General features: G+C 36.9%; 19 protein-coding genes. 3 read left to right on the forward strand and 16 right to left on the reverse strand.

Translation table 11 applies throughout. The annotated features are described in order from the left end of the window. Positions 1-39: 39 nt before the first annotated feature. The 11 genes from AC3ITD_RS09845 to AC3ITD_RS09895 form a co-directional block, all read right to left on the reverse strand. A complete protein-coding gene (locus AC3ITD_RS09845) occupies positions 40-1062 on the reverse strand; it encodes a hypothetical protein (RefSeq protein ID WP_489366081.1) in 1023 nt (340 codons plus the stop codon). A gap of 53 nt (positions 1063-1115) precedes the next feature. Next, positions 1116-1634, reverse strand: coding sequence for a hypothetical protein (locus AC3ITD_RS09850; RefSeq protein WP_489366083.1), 519 nt, complete (start codon positions 1632-1634; stop codon positions 1116-1118). Between the two features lie 203 nt (positions 1635-1837). Further along, a complete protein-coding gene (locus AC3ITD_RS09855) occupies positions 1838-2905 on the reverse strand; it encodes a hypothetical protein (protein ID WP_489366085.1) in 1068 nt (355 codons plus the stop codon). A gap of 233 nt (positions 2906-3138) precedes the next feature. After that, positions 3139-3771, reverse strand: coding sequence for a hypothetical protein (locus tag AC3ITD_RS09860; RefSeq protein WP_489366086.1), 633 nt, complete (start codon positions 3769-3771; stop codon positions 3139-3141). Between the two features lie 99 nt (positions 3772-3870). Then, entirely contained in the window at positions 3871-4629 is a 759-nt protein-coding gene (locus tag AC3ITD_RS09865; protein ID WP_489366088.1) for a hypothetical protein, read from the reverse strand. Next, positions 4626-4955, reverse strand: a complete 330-nt coding sequence (locus tag AC3ITD_RS09870) for a hypothetical protein (RefSeq protein WP_265800615.1) — start codon at positions 4953-4955, stop codon at positions 4626-4628. The genes AC3ITD_RS09865 and AC3ITD_RS09870 overlap by 4 nt, the downstream gene beginning before the upstream one ends. A gap of 27 nt (positions 4956-4982) precedes the next feature. Next, positions 4983-5531 carry a hypothetical protein gene (locus tag AC3ITD_RS09875; protein WP_265800617.1) on the reverse strand — a complete coding sequence of 183 codons (549 nt, stop codon included), beginning with the start codon at positions 5529-5531 and terminating at the stop codon, positions 4983-4985. 16 nt (positions 5532-5547) lie between these two features. Next, entirely contained in the window at positions 5548-6312 is a 765-nt protein-coding gene (locus tag AC3ITD_RS09880; RefSeq protein WP_489366091.1) for an energy transducer TonB, read from the reverse strand. A 157-nt stretch (positions 6313-6469) separates the two neighbouring features. Beyond that, complete coding sequence (locus AC3ITD_RS09885) at positions 6470-7108, reverse strand: hypothetical protein (RefSeq protein ID WP_489366093.1); 639 nt, start codon at positions 7106-7108, stop codon at positions 6470-6472. A 15-nt stretch (positions 7109-7123) separates the two neighbouring features. After that, positions 7124-7645 carry a hypothetical protein gene (locus AC3ITD_RS09890; protein ID WP_489366095.1) on the reverse strand — a complete coding sequence of 174 codons (522 nt, stop codon included), beginning with the start codon at positions 7643-7645 and terminating at the stop codon, positions 7124-7126. A gap of 36 nt (positions 7646-7681) precedes the next feature. After that, entirely contained in the window at positions 7682-8293 is a 612-nt protein-coding gene (locus AC3ITD_RS09895; RefSeq protein WP_265800622.1) for a zinc-ribbon domain-containing protein, read from the reverse strand. Positions 8294-8539: 246 nt separating this feature from the next. On the opposite strand from AC3ITD_RS09895, the gene AC3ITD_RS09900 reads away from it, so the two are divergent. Next, positions 8540-9316 (forward strand): hypothetical protein, encoded by a 777-nt coding sequence (locus AC3ITD_RS09900; RefSeq protein WP_489366098.1) that lies wholly within the window; start codon positions 8540-8542, stop codon positions 9314-9316. 96 nt (positions 9317-9412) lie between these two features. Here the strand turns inward: AC3ITD_RS09900 and AC3ITD_RS09905 are convergent, their stop codons facing one another. The 3 genes from AC3ITD_RS09905 to AC3ITD_RS09915 all read right to left on the reverse strand — a co-directional run bounded on the left by AC3ITD_RS09905 (position 9413) and on the right by AC3ITD_RS09915 (position 13186). Further along, positions 9413-11047, reverse strand: a complete 1635-nt coding sequence (locus AC3ITD_RS09905; protein WP_489366100.1) for an ABC-F family ATP-binding cassette domain-containing protein — start codon at positions 11045-11047, stop codon at positions 9413-9415. A gap of 157 nt (positions 11048-11204) precedes the next feature. After that, entirely contained in the window at positions 11205-12920 is a 1716-nt protein-coding gene (locus tag AC3ITD_RS09910) for an alpha-amylase family protein (RefSeq protein ID WP_489366102.1), read from the reverse strand. 5 nt (positions 12921-12925) lie between these two features. Continuing rightward, positions 12926-13186, reverse strand: coding sequence for a hypothetical protein (locus AC3ITD_RS09915; protein WP_265800628.1), 261 nt, complete (start codon positions 13184-13186; stop codon positions 12926-12928). A 218-nt stretch (positions 13187-13404) separates the two neighbouring features. On the opposite strand from AC3ITD_RS09915, the gene AC3ITD_RS09920 reads away from it, so the two are divergent. Beyond that, positions 13405-13581, forward strand: coding sequence for a hypothetical protein (locus AC3ITD_RS09920; protein ID WP_463485933.1), 177 nt, complete (start codon positions 13405-13407; stop codon positions 13579-13581). Between the two features lie 34 nt (positions 13582-13615). Then, complete coding sequence (locus AC3ITD_RS09925; protein ID WP_489366105.1) at positions 13616-14110, forward strand: CinA family protein; 495 nt, start codon at positions 13616-13618, stop codon at positions 14108-14110. On the opposite strand, the gene AC3ITD_RS09930 is transcribed toward AC3ITD_RS09925, so the two are convergent. Then, positions 14100-15812: an ArnT family glycosyltransferase gene (locus AC3ITD_RS09930; protein ID WP_489366107.1), complete on the reverse strand. Its 1713-nt coding sequence runs from the start codon at positions 15810-15812 to the stop codon at positions 14100-14102. The two genes, AC3ITD_RS09925 and AC3ITD_RS09930, sit on opposite strands and share 11 nt — an antisense overlap. A 9-nt stretch (positions 15813-15821) precedes the next feature. Further along, entirely contained in the window at positions 15822-16157 is a 336-nt protein-coding gene (locus AC3ITD_RS09935) for a hypothetical protein (RefSeq protein ID WP_489366109.1), read from the reverse strand. Positions 16158-16175 lie beyond the last annotated feature (18 nt).

Raw genomic sequence — 16175 nt, forward strand, 5'->3', positions numbered from 1 at the left:
TAAGGCTAACTAGCAAAAAATGAAAGGCAACTAGATTGATTAATGTTTATCGAAAGCACCTTCTAACTTTCTGTAATTTAGTACCATCGTTAAGGTAGTACAGATAAAAATACTTGCCCAAACTCGAATGATGGTAGATTGGTTAGTTTCGACCATGTATAAAAGGCAAAGCAAGGGGAAGCTTAATAATGCAACAAAGAAGCAAATGCCACCAAGGCAAAAGAAAAAATCTTTGCCAAAACCTGAAAGTTTGGCGCCAATAACGCCAAACAAAACGCCTAAAATGGGTACCCCAAAAAAGCTCGAAATTGCAAATGCTGTATTTTGTTCTTCACGAGGTCTCCCGGCTGCTAAAAACAAAAAATAATTTACAGACAGGTACATCAGAACCAAATAAGGCATCAAATATTTAAAAACCCTGAAGGATTTGATGGTTTTATCTTCAAAATCGGGCGTGGCAATAACTAAGGGTTGATTGGCTTGCGCTGTAAGTTCGTAAGCATAGTTACTGTTCTTTACAGCATAACCTAAAACACTAATTAAATCGCCGTTTTTTAGGGTTCTCTCTGTATAGCGAATATCATCAACAGCATATTTGATGCTATGTTTTGTATCCGATTTAGCTTCTAAAAGCGTTAAATTTAAGTCCTTTATTATGATTTTGATTTTACCCGTCCCGTTGCTTAAATGGAAATCCTGAAATTCTTTTCTTGACGAAGTTTTGCTAACATGCTCCGAGCCACTTTCACTGTCGTAAGTTATATTTCCTTCTTCATAAGTATAGGCAATACACTCTTGTTTAAAATATGGGGTTACGAAAGTTTTAAGTGCGCTCACGTTGCCTTGTATTTTAACCCAACCTTCGGCAATCTGATAAATGGGCGTTGTTTCCGTTCGTACTAATTTGCGCTGCGTTTTGGTAACGTACCATATTAAAATACCCATCACTGGAGGTAATATAGGAACAAGAATTAGACTAAAAGCCAAACCTAGAAACAACACCAAGCCAATACCCATTATTAAAAGACAGCCAATATTTAATCCTATTTCTTTAGCTTTCATGCTGTGTTAGGCTTGTTAATTTGTTTACAAGAAGGCTGATCATCAGCAAACATCTATTTGTAATTCCCATTATTCCACAATTTTTCAACAACTTCATCTTGACTGTGTTCGAAGTACTCACCTTTGCGATCTTGCTGTCTTTGAAAAAGTTTGTGGGTATACGTCTTAAAATTCAACGCTAAAAAATCAGTAAAATAGTATTCGATATGATAATGAAACTGTGCTTTCAAGCTTTCATCATCTTCATCTTTAATAACAAAAATTTTCTTTCGGTTTACAATTTCTGTTAACTCTTCTTTTGTGAGTTGATCGATGATTTTTGGATCAGGAAGTGAAATTTTAAAAGCCAATACTTCGGCGCCCTCCTCTTCCCACCACTCCCAAAGGTTAAATTTGGAGATATCTTTTCCTGTTATTTCATGAAGTGTATTTTCAAGTTTTAGATATTCAGCATGGTCTTTATCTCCATGCTTCTCGCAATATTCAGTATATTCCAAAATGAGTTTTAAAACTTCGGCATAACATTTCTCTGCAGTATCAAAATCAGGTTCAATTTCTTTTCTTAACTCCATTGCTTTATCAGTTTGATGAGTGTGAAGCTGTTAAGCACCTATTCATTTATTTCCCAAATTAATTATTAACCTTTCCCTAACGAAATTGATCAGCCATAAATCACCAAGCTATTCATAACAAGTCAAAATGCCAATTCGCCATTCTATTTTATGATTTGGATGAGGTTGAAATAGTATTATTCTCAAGTTTCATGGCTTCTTGTCTATTTATTCGATGGCTTTTTCTTTTTCAACTTTGGCTTTTCAACTTTTGTAGGCGCTACTATTGTGGGTTGCTGTCCTTGAACTTCCGTAGTTTGCATCAGTTTAGGCGTCGAAAAGTTTTCATCCAATCCATTTCCATCTGTTTGTTTGTTTTGATCAGCAATTTTAAAAAGTGCTTGCGTACCTACTTTTACTTCACCAAAATCGGTTAATGTTTGTTCATCTACATCGATATTGTCATATTTCAAGATGTAACTTTCGTCATGATAATCGCTGACCAAAGCTTTGCTGTAATCCGTTCCTTTTTTATAAATATCCTTACGGATAAATTTATTCGAAGCCTCATCTAAAACATAATTATTAATATCGAAGATGGAAAATTCTTCTGAGAGGTGATTGAAACCTTTAGCTGTTTTTAGCTGATCGTTAAAGTAAAACACCTTAACATCCTTATCTTTAAGGGCTTGCTTTTTATAGTTATTTAAAAACGTTTCGAACTCTGTATCCTTACCCGATTCATATTTTCTAAATTCACCCCAATGAGATTCAAGTACAGTTTTACCCTTTTCGGTTTTAATGGTTGCCGAAAAAGGCCTTTGCTCGCTAATCGTTCGGTGGTAAAAAAGCAGAAAATCGTTGTAAGCACTATCCAGCTTGAAGCTATTGGTGTTGTATCTGTACAAGTGGTTTACCGTGTTGTGTACTAAGCTTATCGTCTCCGGATGGTAAGGTAAGTTGCTTACATAATCTGAAGCTCCACCATCGTAATTTTCCTCAAAAGTATTCATCAAACTATCATTATCGAGTTTGAGGTAAGTTGGGCCATCATCTAGAAACGCTCGGGTAAAAGTAAACTTTACACCTCCTTTAATATTCGGATTTTTTCTACCCAAAACGGTGAATGCTTGTTTTGGAATATCGGGGATGAAGTTGATATGGTTATCAGTTAGCGTATATTTTCCCAAAACGAGGGTGGCATAACCGAATAGCGCAAAAGTACCATCATCGTAAACGTAAATGCCGCCTTGACTCCCTTGTCCGTACATGCCAGAAGTATTTTTTTTCATACTATTTTCGATTTGTGCGAACGCTGGTGTTGCAGTTAAAAAGATTAAAATCAATAGATAATTTTTCATTGTGTATGGTTCTTTCTCTGTGATATTTGAATTTGCAACGACTGATTTTACAATATCTTTTATTGATACTGAAAGTACTTTTGTTAAATTAAACGCTATAAATGAATTTGCAAGTCGCTGGGTTTGAATGATCGTTTATTTATACCATAAGCACGGTTACGCCGCTAAAAATTCCAACTGTTGTAGGAATTGGTGGCTATTCTTGGATTTGCCAAACAAGCCTCATCAATCAAACTTCTGGTTAACATTAAATCGCCAAACCTGTAATTGAGCGTTCCAGATACGGTTTCAATGGCAATTACATAACTAATTCCTTTATAACTTGCTCGGGTGATATTTATGCGGTTGATATCAAAAAAAGAAACTGTGTGTGCTTTAAAGAGCGTGAAAAAAGTAACTGTATTTTTTTTGAAAATACAAGAGGGATTATATTTTTCCATCATACCAACCTTAGCCGTAAGTGCTTTAAGCCTATCTACATCTTTAGCCTCAAGTGAGTTTAAAATTATATGATATCGATTAAAAAACTGATGGAGCAAAAGTGCAAATGGAAAAATCACAACCAAAAGAGCAATGAACATTACTGCAGCATATAGGTAGCTATCTTTCATGCGGTCGTTATATCTTTCAGCGCCCAATAAATCTTTTCCGAAACCATTGGTTTCGTTAACGCTATAAATAAAAAATACCAATGGAATAATTATACAAATTGCCAAGCAGCAACTTAATATGAGCTTTTTAACAAATTGGTTCTTCCTCATAAAATGCGCTAAAAAAGCAAGTTGTTCTGTATTCATTTGCTTCATCTTTTTAAAACTGATCGAATCATTGATAGATCATAAATTCTAAATTTCTCAAGAATAATCTGACCAATTATTAAGCTATGCATTAAAAAACTACTTGCCATTATCCTGAAAAGCTTTTATTATAATTTCCCTTGGATCGCTGTCAGCAAACAAAACTTTACCAAGCTTATATTTTTGTGTGGTTGTTTTGCTGGGCATATCCTCTTTCATGGTATTGATATCCGTTTGTTCAAAAATACCCTTAAGCAAATCTAATTTGAGTGCTGTTTGCCCACCAGCACCCATGGCAAAACTACTAACCTCAGTTAAAACCAGCTCGTTATTGACATATTTAAACGTGCTATTTAAAGTTCCGTTAGGTCCAGTGGCTTGTTGAGAGAAAAGAAGATTTCCGTTTTTATCAATGGTTACGTCTTCAAAATCGTAATTCTGATAACCATCTTCCCGATACTTTGGCTCCATCACCGCAAAAGATTTCGCATCAACACTGTAAGCGTCACCTACTTTTAACACCACCAAAGTTGGGCGGAGAGCGGTGGTATCTCTCGTATTGATTAAGACAAGAACCTTATCTTCCAATCCATCATGATTTAAATCGCCACTTGCTTCCATATCGATATCGAAATATTGCGGAATTAACTCTTCGATTTTATTCCCGCTTGTAGGAAAATCGGGTTCCGGATATTCTAGCTTAGTATCAGGTTTAGTATTTACGCTTACCGTGTCAACCTTAGTTTTAACGACCGAAACGGTATCGATAGTTTGCTGTTTTTTTTCGTTTCGGCAAGCGCAAATTGAACACAAAGCCAAAGCCAAAACTCCGGTTATCGTTATTGCTTTATTTATCATGTCCTAAATTGTTTAATCAGTCCTGAGGTTAAAAAATATAATGAGCCTAATATTAAGATCCCACAAGTACTTATCTCTAGAAATTTATTGTCGCTCCAATGTTTTTCATTTATAAATTCATCGTAGATGGCTTCTTTTACTGCTAATTCTTTAGGGTAGTTTTCAGGCATATCTTGCATACCCAAAGGCGATTCGAAATAATATTGAAAAGTTGGCCGATACTTTAAAAACAAGCTGTATTCATAAAACTCATCACCACATTTTATGCCCGTAAATAACCAGGTAGCTATTAAAAAACAAATGCCTACTTTCAATTTATTGTTCATCCACACCTTTTTCAACCTTTTCTTTAATTATTTTGTTAGAAGCGGATCATTCAGGAAACCTTGTTCCTTTGTCAGCATAGCAGAATTATCCTTTTTGCCATTGATGATTTCGAAATTCCCCATCTCACAATCGCAGCTGCCAACCGGACCAAACATTCCGTAATTGAAGGATGCATAGTGCCTAATGCCAGATAAGACAAAATATCGATCACCTACATTTACGATCACCCGATCTTTTTTGTTAAAATATTTAAAAGGAAGCAATACATCTTGTGCAGCATATTTCGGATTAAAATCTACCTTCATTATGGTATCTTTTTGTAATAACTTTCCCTGCTGCAAATAAAAATGAACCTTTTTTAATTCCTTTTCCTTAAAGCCAAATATCTTCAACTGAACCGTTTCATTTACAGTCGTAATGGTATCGCAAACCTCTTTTTGATAACGATTTTTTTCCTTTGTTTTGGTATATCTATTCCATTCCATCGAAGCCCAGATTATCCCGAACAATAACAAACAAATTGCTATCACAATCGCGACGAGAATAAGTACAACTTTAAGAATCTTCTTAACCATAGTATTCGGGTTGATGTTACTGCAAAGCAAATGTTACCGGGATACTAAAGCGGTAATTTACCGCTTTGCCATCTAACTTGGCAGGTATCCATTTTGGCATTCTCTTCAATACCCTAATCACTTCTTCATCACATCCATGACCTAATTTCCTATCGATTTGAATATTGGTAACTACGCCATCTTTAGTCACAACAAATGAGGCAAATACCTTTCCCTCAATTTCCTCTTCTCTTGCATCGTCAGGATACTGCAAATTGTTAGCAATATAAGCCCGTATGGCGTTTATCCCCCCAGGAAATTCTGCAGGAAAATCAACATTGCCCGACTCATTAGAAGCAACACGAATACGGCCGGAATCAGATGCGGATAAGGCGGCTGGCAGGAATCGCTCTTCCCTAATGGTTTTTATAAAATTATTTTTAAAGGTTATTGACCCACTTTTTTGCTGGGTATAAATTCTATGATAAAATGCATTTGATGCCGATTGATAAAAAACAATAGAATTTGGATTGATTTTAAAGCTTGCTGACGCGATGGTATCACCACTGTTTTTATCATATATCGATTTAAACTCTTTAGCTATTGGCTTCAATTTTCCCACCCGAAGAAGTTGGTAAAATGTAGTATCTCTTTCACGCTTCGCTGCCCCTTTACTTTCAAACAACTCATAACTTACCGTACCAAGCTTAAAACACTTAACCAGCTTTTTCGTTTGGGCAAACGAAATATTAGAAACGAGAACGAAACTTAGGATGAGGGCTGTTTTTAATTTGATGTGCATATTTTATGATTTATTTAAACTAAACATTCTGTTTTTAACGATTTCTAAAGCTTTTCAGTGGCACTCCTTCGAAACCATTCGCTTAACTCAGTAAATCTAATTTGGGGTTCGCTGCTTTTAGGTTTTATTGATCCTTAAACAAAACCGTAAAAGTTACTCAGGGCTTCTTTAAAAATTCTTTTGCGTCGATGGTTATGAATTCCTTTCCTTCTTCATCCCATAAATACGATTTGTAATAAACAGCCTCGTCATCCATTTTCTCCTTACAAATACCAGCAATAAATAGTTGGCTGGTAGATTTGCAAACTACACGATCTTCGGCAAAAAGGCATGAGTTTTCTTCGCCCAAAGGCAAATCGTAAATTTTCCCATCCCGAACATCCATCATAAAACCCATAATACAACTGGCACCACAACCAAAAGTTGCTAAAATATAATGTCCTGCGAAATCAACTTCATCTCGCTCGTACGCTTCGGTAATTTTGGTTTTAAAATCTTTCGCTTCTGGGTAATCTGCCCAATTTAAGGGTGCTTTTGTAAAGTTTTTGTCTTCCTCTACAGCATATTTTTCAAAATTTATAGCATCCCAATAGTTTGGCTCAACTTCAACTGTTTCGTTATCCGTTACTGGCGTAGCCGTAGTAGTTTTATCTACCATTTTCTTGGGTTCATCAACCGGTGCCGCAATTGATGTTAGCGTATCCGCTCTTAACTGTTCGGCATCTTGTGTTTTAGGCTTATTATTGCAACCAACAGCAATAAAAATTATTACCAAAAAAGCTATCAATCGTGTCATATTGCTTGCCTACAATTAGTTGGTTTTATATTTATTTACCGTTGCCTGATTATAGAAAGTAATACCGAATTTTGTTTCTCCTTTTATGGGGTCGTCTTCTAAAACTTTTTCTTTGGTAATCACAAAATTTTGACCGTTTTTTTCCAGTTCTATCCGTTCTGGAGTATCATCAATAACTTTTGCACCATGCTTATAAAAAGAATAAACTTTACTGATATCATCAGATGTAAAAGAATAGATATCTCCTTCCAATTCATTGTTCTTATCGGTTGATACATTAATATAAGTAGCCTGGCTACCTGGATACATTTGTAATAGTTTGGCCACCGGTTCGGGATATTTATCGGCCCCCGAACCTTCGCGGTAATAATAATTCATACCACCTTTATCATTGGCTTCCCCTTTTTCTGCTTCGTTATCCTCAAATGAATTTATAGCCCAGGCTGATAACAATAATATCGGCATACCAATAGCAATGCATTTAAGCAAGAATTTTAATCGCTCCTTATTGGTTAAAAAGAATGTAACGTTTGACATCGTTCTTGATTTTTATTTATAAAATGATTTCAACAATTATTTTTCAGCTTTTTCAACATCGATCAGTTTTCGATCGCTAATCATCTGCTCTAATTCACTCTTTGTAAATTTGGTTTCATTCTTTGAATAATTATCAGCTTCATTCTTCATTAATTGATCAAGCTGACTTGGCTTACGTGCAACTTCATTGTGCTTTACAACAGTAACCGTATCGCCGTTTACGGCAATTACTTTATACAAAGCATAGTTTCTATTTCCGTCTTTTACTTGATAAACATCATTAACAATGGGTGTTTTAATATCAGCTTTGCTAGCCCCACCAAAAACAACAACGCCAATAACGAATGCCATAAACAAACCAATTAAAATTAAGCCGGTGCGGTATACCCATGGTGTTTTTGCTTGGGACTTTTCTTGCTCGTAAACCGTTTTCAATCCATCAGGCATTTCGTTATTATATAAAACCTGTTTGCAATGGCTGCACTGGCTCGCCCCAACTTTGCTATATGGAAACATGGGAATCCAAAAGATGTGAAAATATTTAACCGCAAAAACTAAGCTCACAGTTTGCGTAGATCCACAATTGTGGCAATTCGCCTTGGCTCCACTACCTGTTAAAATTTTTGATCTTGTTCCGAAGATTATCATATCCTATTATGTAAAATGATTGAATAGTTTAAGGATTAAACATATCCATAATCTGCTGTTTTAACTAGCGCCAATTATAATTCGCTGGGTTTCGATTACAATTCGTAGTCATTTGATTGTTTTTTAAAATCCATTGTTGAACATTAATGCTTACAAATGACCCGTTATAATTAATCTTCATGCCTCAAATTTGATTTTCTAATTTGCTTTGCATAAATTGAGAACAGTCTTAAAGTATTATAACCCATGAAAAGATTTCTGCTAATCATTTTTTTAGCCAGCACATTATCCTTGCAGGCACAAACCATCATGAACAATTATAAATATATCATTGTGCCTGAAAGGTTTAGCTTCTTAAAAAAGGTTAATCAATACAATTTAAATGCACTTACGAAAAGCTTGTTCGAAGAACGAGGTTTCACCGTTTATTACGATAATTTAGAATTACCAACTGAAATTGCCAGCGATAAATGCAAGGCTTTAACTGTTGATATTGAAGAGAATAACAGCATGTTCTCTACCAACCTCACCCTTTTACTAAAAGATTGTAAAGGCGCTTTAGTATTAAAAAGTAAGCAAGGAAAAAGCAGAGAAAAAGATTACCAGGCTTCTTACAATGAAGCGCTGAATGCAGCTTTTGCATCGCTCCCTGATTTTAGCAAAACGCCAATAACTGAGGCAAAACCCATTGCCACAGCACCTCAAACCGAACCTGTAAAAGCAGCGGTAATAACGGAACCTGTAAAGGCAGTAAAACAGGAAGCCTCGCCAGCTACAGCCAAAGAAAACAAACCGTCGGCGGCCACGCTAATTCCTCAAGCCAATGCGCTTGGCTTCGATTTATTAGATGCCACATCAAAAAAAATATTTACCCTATTAAAAACTTCTTTAACAGATGTTTTTATTGCCAATACAATTAATACAACGGGCATTGTTTTCAAGAAAAAAGGAAATTGGTTTTACGAATATTATAAAGATGGGGCCGTAACGACAGAACAGCTTTCTATTAACCTCGACAAATAAGGCGGAAGGATCTGAGCAGCGAAAATACGATGGTGGGGTTTTAAAGAGAGGATCCAATAGGTTTGAGAAATTTGACCCATTGGATCCGACTTATGTTTAGCGTTGCTCAATTTCTTTTAAGCTACTCATCTTTTTGTTGGCTAAAAATCCTTTGATATCTTCGAAATGCTCTCTTACCCGCTTATTTCCGAATTCGAAAACTTTTGTCGCCAATCCGTCTAAAAAATCACGATCATGGGAAACTAAGATTAAAGTGCCATCAAAATCTTTCAAAGCATCTTTAATAATGTCTTTTGTTTTCATATCCAAATGATTGGTAGGCTCATCCAGAATTAACACATTTACAGGCTCGAGCAATAACTTAATCATGGCTAAACGTGTTTTCTCCCCACCACTAAGCACTTTTACTTTTTTAGTGGTATCATCTCCGCTAAACATAAATGCGCCTAATAAATCTTTAATTTTAATGGTTCCATCCGTTAGCGGAATCTGGTCAATGGTTTCAAAAACAGTTAAGCTTTCATCAAGCAAAGCGGCCTGGTTTTGAGCGAAGTAACCGATTTTGGCATTGTGCCCAACTTTTAAAGAACCTTCAAAGTCAATTTCGCCCATAATTGCTTTAATCATCGTGGATTTACCTTCGCCGTTCTTTCCTACAAAAGCTACCTTTTCACCTCTTTCAATCACCATCGATGCTTTTTCAAACACCACATGATCACCATATTTCTTGGTCAGCTCTTCTACCATTACAGGGTATTGGCCCGAACGCGGTGAAGGTGGAAACTTCAATCGCAAAGCTGATGTATCTACCTCATCAATTTCAATAACATCCAGTTTTTCGAGCATTTTAACCCTTGACTGTACTTGGAGCGTTTTCGAATAGGTGCCTCTAAACCGATCAATAAATTCCTGATTATCTGCAATAAAACGCTGCTGTTCTTCATAAGCTTTCAACTGATGAATCCTTCTATCAGCCCTTAATTGGAGATAGTGACTATATTTAGCTTTATAATCATAAATCCTGCCCATGGTTACTTCGATGGTGCGATTGGCAATGTTATCTACAAAGGCCCTATCGTGCGAAATAACCATTACCGCTTTGGCCGAATTGATTAAAAAATCTTCCAACCATTGAATACTTTCTATATCCATGTGGTTGGTAGGCTCATCAAGCAAAATCAAATCTGGCTTCTTCAAAAGTATTTTCGCCAGTTCGATCCGCATGCGCCAGCCTCCAGAAAATTCCGAAGTTTGCCGCGTAAAATCCTTACGCTCAAAGCCCAATCCTTTTAAAACTTTCTCTACTTCTGCATCATAATTAACCTCTTCAATGGAATAGAATTTTTCGCTTAATTCTGATACCCTTTCAATAAGCTTCATGTAATCATCGCTCTCATAATCGGTGCGAATAGTGAGTTGCTCGTTCAACTCGTCCAATTCTTTTTGCATCTGATTTACCTCTTGAAAGGCTTTCATTGTTTCTTCAAAAACAGTTACCTTATCTTGTGAAAGCAAATGTTGAGGTAAATAGGCGATTACCGCTTCTTTCGGACCAGTCACATTGCCAGTGGTAGGTTTAGAAACATCGGCAATGATTTTTAAAATGGTCGATTTACCTGCGCCATTTTTACCCATCAGGGCAATTTTATCGTTTTCGTTGATGGAAAAAGTAACGTCGCTAAAAAGAGTTGTTCCGCCAAAGGAAACGGAAATGTTATTTACATTAATCACAATTATAATTTTAAATGATTTTGCAAATATAAACGAAAGCAGATAAATGCAACCTTTTTATTGAAAGATCACGTTTTGCACTTTCGATCTTAGGCAATCGACTAACAGCCCGAAATGAGCTTTGGCTATGAATAGAATTGACCCAGATATCAATTCCCTATCGTTCTGTCTTCAACCACAGCTGAGCATAAGGAGTGAGTTGAATTTTGTCTTTGTTGACCACCTTTAAATTACCAATCAATGCCTTTTCATTGCCTTGCAATGGAAAAGAAGCGGTTGTTGGCTTGTTACTAAAATTATGCAAAACAATGATTTCTTTTTTCGGAGTAACATATTTTATGCCGAGTACCGAATTGTTTTTTGCTTCCAACAGTTCCCAATCGGCAGTGCCAATTTCGGGTAGCGAACGCCTTAACGTGATTAGTTTTCTAATGAAGTTTAAAAGCGAGTTTGGGTCTTTAGATTGATCTTCGACATTTACCTTTTGATAGGCATAATCTCCATAGGAAATTACCGGTCTTATTGTTTTCGATGCGGTGCTAAATCCTGAATTTTTCGCTCTGTTCCATTGCATAGGTGTTCTAACCGAAAGGCGCTCGGCAAGGGTAAGATCATCGCCCATGCCTATCTCCTCTCCCGAGCGGATAACTGGCGCCCCCGGAAGCGAGTACAATACACTATATGCCATTTTTATTTGTTCTGGCTTGCCTAACATCGGCGCCAGTCGTCGCCTGATGCCTCTGTTATAAAGCTGCATATTGGGTTCGGGCCCGAATTTTTCATATACTTTGGTCCGTTCCGCTTTACTTAATCTGCCCAAGTCAATTTCATCATGATTACGAAGAAAATAAGCCCATTGTGAAGGCTCGGGCTTTATGCGGGTTTCATGTAAGGCATCTTTAAACGTCGAAACATTTTCATCGGCCATTGCATAAAACAAATGTTGGTTGGCATAAAAATGAAACATCATTTGTAAACGGTCGCCTTTCTCACCGAAATATTCAATGTTTTCTTTAGGCGAAACATTCGCCTCACCTAATAATACAGTTTCCTTGTCTATAGATTTTGCAGCTGTTACAATCGAATCTAATACACCAAACATTTTTGCTGGCTTTGCGGCACCAGATTCAGGTACGTCGATGATAAAGGGGACGGCATCTAACCTGAAACCCTTTATGCCTTTTGCCGACCAATAACGAAGAATTTTAATTGCTTCTTGTTGAACCTGCTTATTTTGATAGTTTAAATCTGGTTGAAAATCATAAAAACGATGGAAGTAGTACTTTTTTGCAATCTCATCATAAGTCCAGGTTTGAGATTGAAAACCTTCGAACACCATACCCTTGTCAAAGTCTTTGGGCTTGGTTGCAGACCATACATATCTGGATTGAAAATTACCTGTGCTATCGGTGCGGGCTTTTATATACCAGGGATGTTCAATTGAGGTATGATTCAAGACCATATCCATCACGATTTTGATATTGCGTTGCTTGGCGGCAACCATAAAAGCTTCGAAATCGGCCATGGTTCCGAGTCTCGGGTCAATTCCATAATAATCTGTAACGTCGTAGCCATCATCATGATCCGGAGTAGGCTGAAATGGCGAAAGCCAGATGACTTCTACTCCTAAAGAATCGAGGTAAGGCAATTTTTGTGTGAGGCCTTTGAAATCTCCAATACCATCCCCATCACTATCTTTAAAAATATCTATATCCAGATTGTAAATGATACTGTTTCTGTACCATGCTGGTGCTACTTTAGCTGAGATTTTTTTGGGATCTTGTTTACAGGCGCCCAAGAGCAAAATAATAGCCCAGACGAACGACGTGAATTTTAGTAAGATAAGGTGCTTAAGATGTTTTCCTCCACTCATCAGCATTAATTTTTAATAGGACGTTTTTTAGTTGAATCTTTTTTGGCCACTTTACGTTTCAAAGAGTCCTGCCGTTTATCTATTGCTTTTAAGCTGTCGCGTTTTGGCCACTTCGTCGCTTTGGGATTATACTTACCTGCTTTAGGCACAGGTTTCTTTATCAAAGTATCATTCGTGCTTCGTTGCCTGGTTCCTGTAGGTACCTGCGCCAGTAAAGTGAAATGTACCGATGTGATTAATGTAAAAATGAGTATGACTTGTTTCATAAAATGATCTTCTTTAGCTGAGGTGTTTCATCAATTCTACTTAAAAACAACCCTCCTATTTTAGAGAATGTTTTAGCTAATTCATTTTTTCGATAGCAGATATGATGTCATCCCATGCAAAAAACGGCTAAAGGTTGAGTGCCAAAAAATTCAATAATTTTAAAAAAACAAAACAAAATTTTAACCAATAGGATTTTATAAAGACAACTTATACGACTATGAAAACGAAAATAAAATCGACAGTAGCTTTGTGTTTAGTAGCAATATTAACAGCCTGCACGAACTACAAGCCTGAGAAAGGAAATCACTATAAAGATACAGAGGATACGGTTAAGAAAGATTCGGTTCAAAAGCCTACCAATTTAGATAATCGTGATTCTGTTAAGAAATACTAATTTTTAATTTGGAAAAATATTTTCAGACTTAAAAATGGACAATAAAAATTTATACGAGAAGATTGGCGAACTGTTAATAGCGCATGATTTTACCATTGCATTTGCTGAAAGCGCCACTGCCGGAAGATTATCAGCTGATTTTTCTCTAATTGAAGATGCTGGAAAATTTTTAAAAGGTGGTGTAGTTTGTTATGACGCCTGCATTAAAGAAGACATGCTTCACGTTGACCATGAACTTATTGAAAAGTATACACCAGAAAGTATGGAGGTTACGGAAAAGATAACCTTTGGCTTAAGTAAAATTATCAAAGCCGACATTCATATTGGGGTAACAGGACTAACTTGTCCTGGTGGTAGCGAAAGTGAAAGTAAACCGGTAGGCACGATGTTTATATATGGCAGCTTTCAGGGTGCGCCTATCTTTGCAGAGCGAATAAAATTCGACGGCAATAAATCAGAAATCATCGCTGCAACAGTGAGCCATTGTGCCACGCTTCTCTATCGGTACTTACAATCTATTAGTCGGTAAACCAATTGTTAACCGTAAACCAAAAACCAAGGTTGGGCTTATAGAGGCTTGTACTTTTTCCAGCTGCATAAGGATAAAATTGATTTCTTTTCAGCTGGTAAACTTCATTAAAATTTTCGTTTACACGAGTTAAAACGTAAATATTAACTCCTTTCAAATGTGAATTCTCCACATCCAACGCTTCTATAAAACTAACCCCCTGGGCCATTTGCTCAACTTTTGAAATGGGTTCTTTAGAAAGGTAAATCAACGAAGTGCCAATCAACTCGGGTGGAGATTCTAAAATGAAACTATTGCTGGCCGAGATAATCTGCAAGTTATTGACCTTTACATATCGTTTCAGGGCGCCTGCAATAGCGTAATCATCAGTCAAAATATATTTTTCAGGTTGATTTTCGATTTCATTTACGGCTAAACCAACTTTATTTGCAGCGATTTCCCAGCCAGACATATCAGCAAAAAACTGTGGTATCGAGCCCTGAGAACCATCTTCCCAAGTCATAGGCCGAGAAAAACTGGTTAATGCCACCATTTGCCTGATATATGTTCGGCAATTGCCCATCGATAATATCGGAATGACCAAAGGCAAACTTAATATTCCAAATAATGAGATCATCAACAGAAAGATGGTCTTCTTCAGTCGGCTCAACCTGGTTAGCATGATTTCCCAGCAATATCCACCCGCAGCAAATAGAAAAGGAAACATACCTAAGCCATAATACAGTTTGCCTTTCAACAAGGCCAAAGCCACCACCAAAAGCAATGTTGATATAGGCCAGATTAACAAATATCGTCCACCCTTTTTGGATAGCAACAGGTATAGAAAACCCGCCATCCACACAGAAACGCCGGCACCATGAAAAAATACGAGCTGAAATAAATAATCGGGGATGTTTAAAACAAAAGCTTGTTGACCCACTAAACCTAAAAAATTAAAAACAGGAAAACCATGTTGTGCCTGCCATAAAATGTTGGGCATCATCATAATAAGGAAAAGAATGGAAGCACCAGTCAGTGCAGGCAATCCCACCTTTAAACGCTCTTTAAAAACGATAAGCGAGCCTAGGCCAAGCGTCACCAAATACATGAAGATGGTATACTTATTTAACATCCCGATGCCAAGTACCGCACCAGAGAGCAATAAGTAAGTCGGTTTTTGGGTTTGAAAATAACGTAAAAGCACAAACGCAAAAAGCGTCCACAAAAATTCATCAAAAACTACGGGTTGCAACAGATAAGAGGTGGCTAAAAAAGACGGCGACCAGATTATTGCCAAACAAGCGACAATAATCCCTAGCCTTTTAGCACCTAAATAATGTGCTATTAAACCAGTGAGCACTACCGTGAAACTAGAAAACAACGTGGGAATAATGCGCCATGCCGCAACACTATCGCCAAATAATTTTGCCGATAGGCCCGCTACCCAGGTAACTAATGGAGAAATATCCGGGAATCCCCATTGAAAATCTTTCCCTAAATGGATGTAGTACAACTCATCGGCATGTAATCCGTACCGCGGAAGAAAGAACACATGAAGCGTAAATTTTAATAAGCCAAAAAAAACCAATAATCCAACCGTGGCTTTGGGGAGTTTAGGATTATTGGTGTTTGATTTTAGAGCAGTATTGACGGATGTTTCCAAATTTGGATTTGAATCTGCTTTCTCCAACTGATAAATAGGCGAATCAATTAACATGGGCATTCTTCTCCCCTAAAAATAAGTGGTTTTGGGAAGATAAGTATCGAAATCATAAACCGAATCACCAAAATTATTAATTGAAAACTGAAAACGAAAAACCTCCGCCTGGTAAATAGCGAAAGTAAAGTTATTTGTTGCTTTCAACTGCATGTCGAAGACAATTTTTTTTATACGCTCATCAACGCCGTATGCTATCAGAGATCGGAAACGGATCGAAATAAGGTGAGGCGACTGAAACCGGATAGAACTGATTTCACCTCCATAATGATAAAAAAGCGCCTCTTTGATAGCTAAGCCTGGTTGAAATTGCAAATTGCGGTTATTTTGCGAAATCATCGGGTTCATCATAGCGTTATAACATCGTTT

It is taken from the genome of Pedobacter sp. KH_004 (assembly GCF_057840755.1).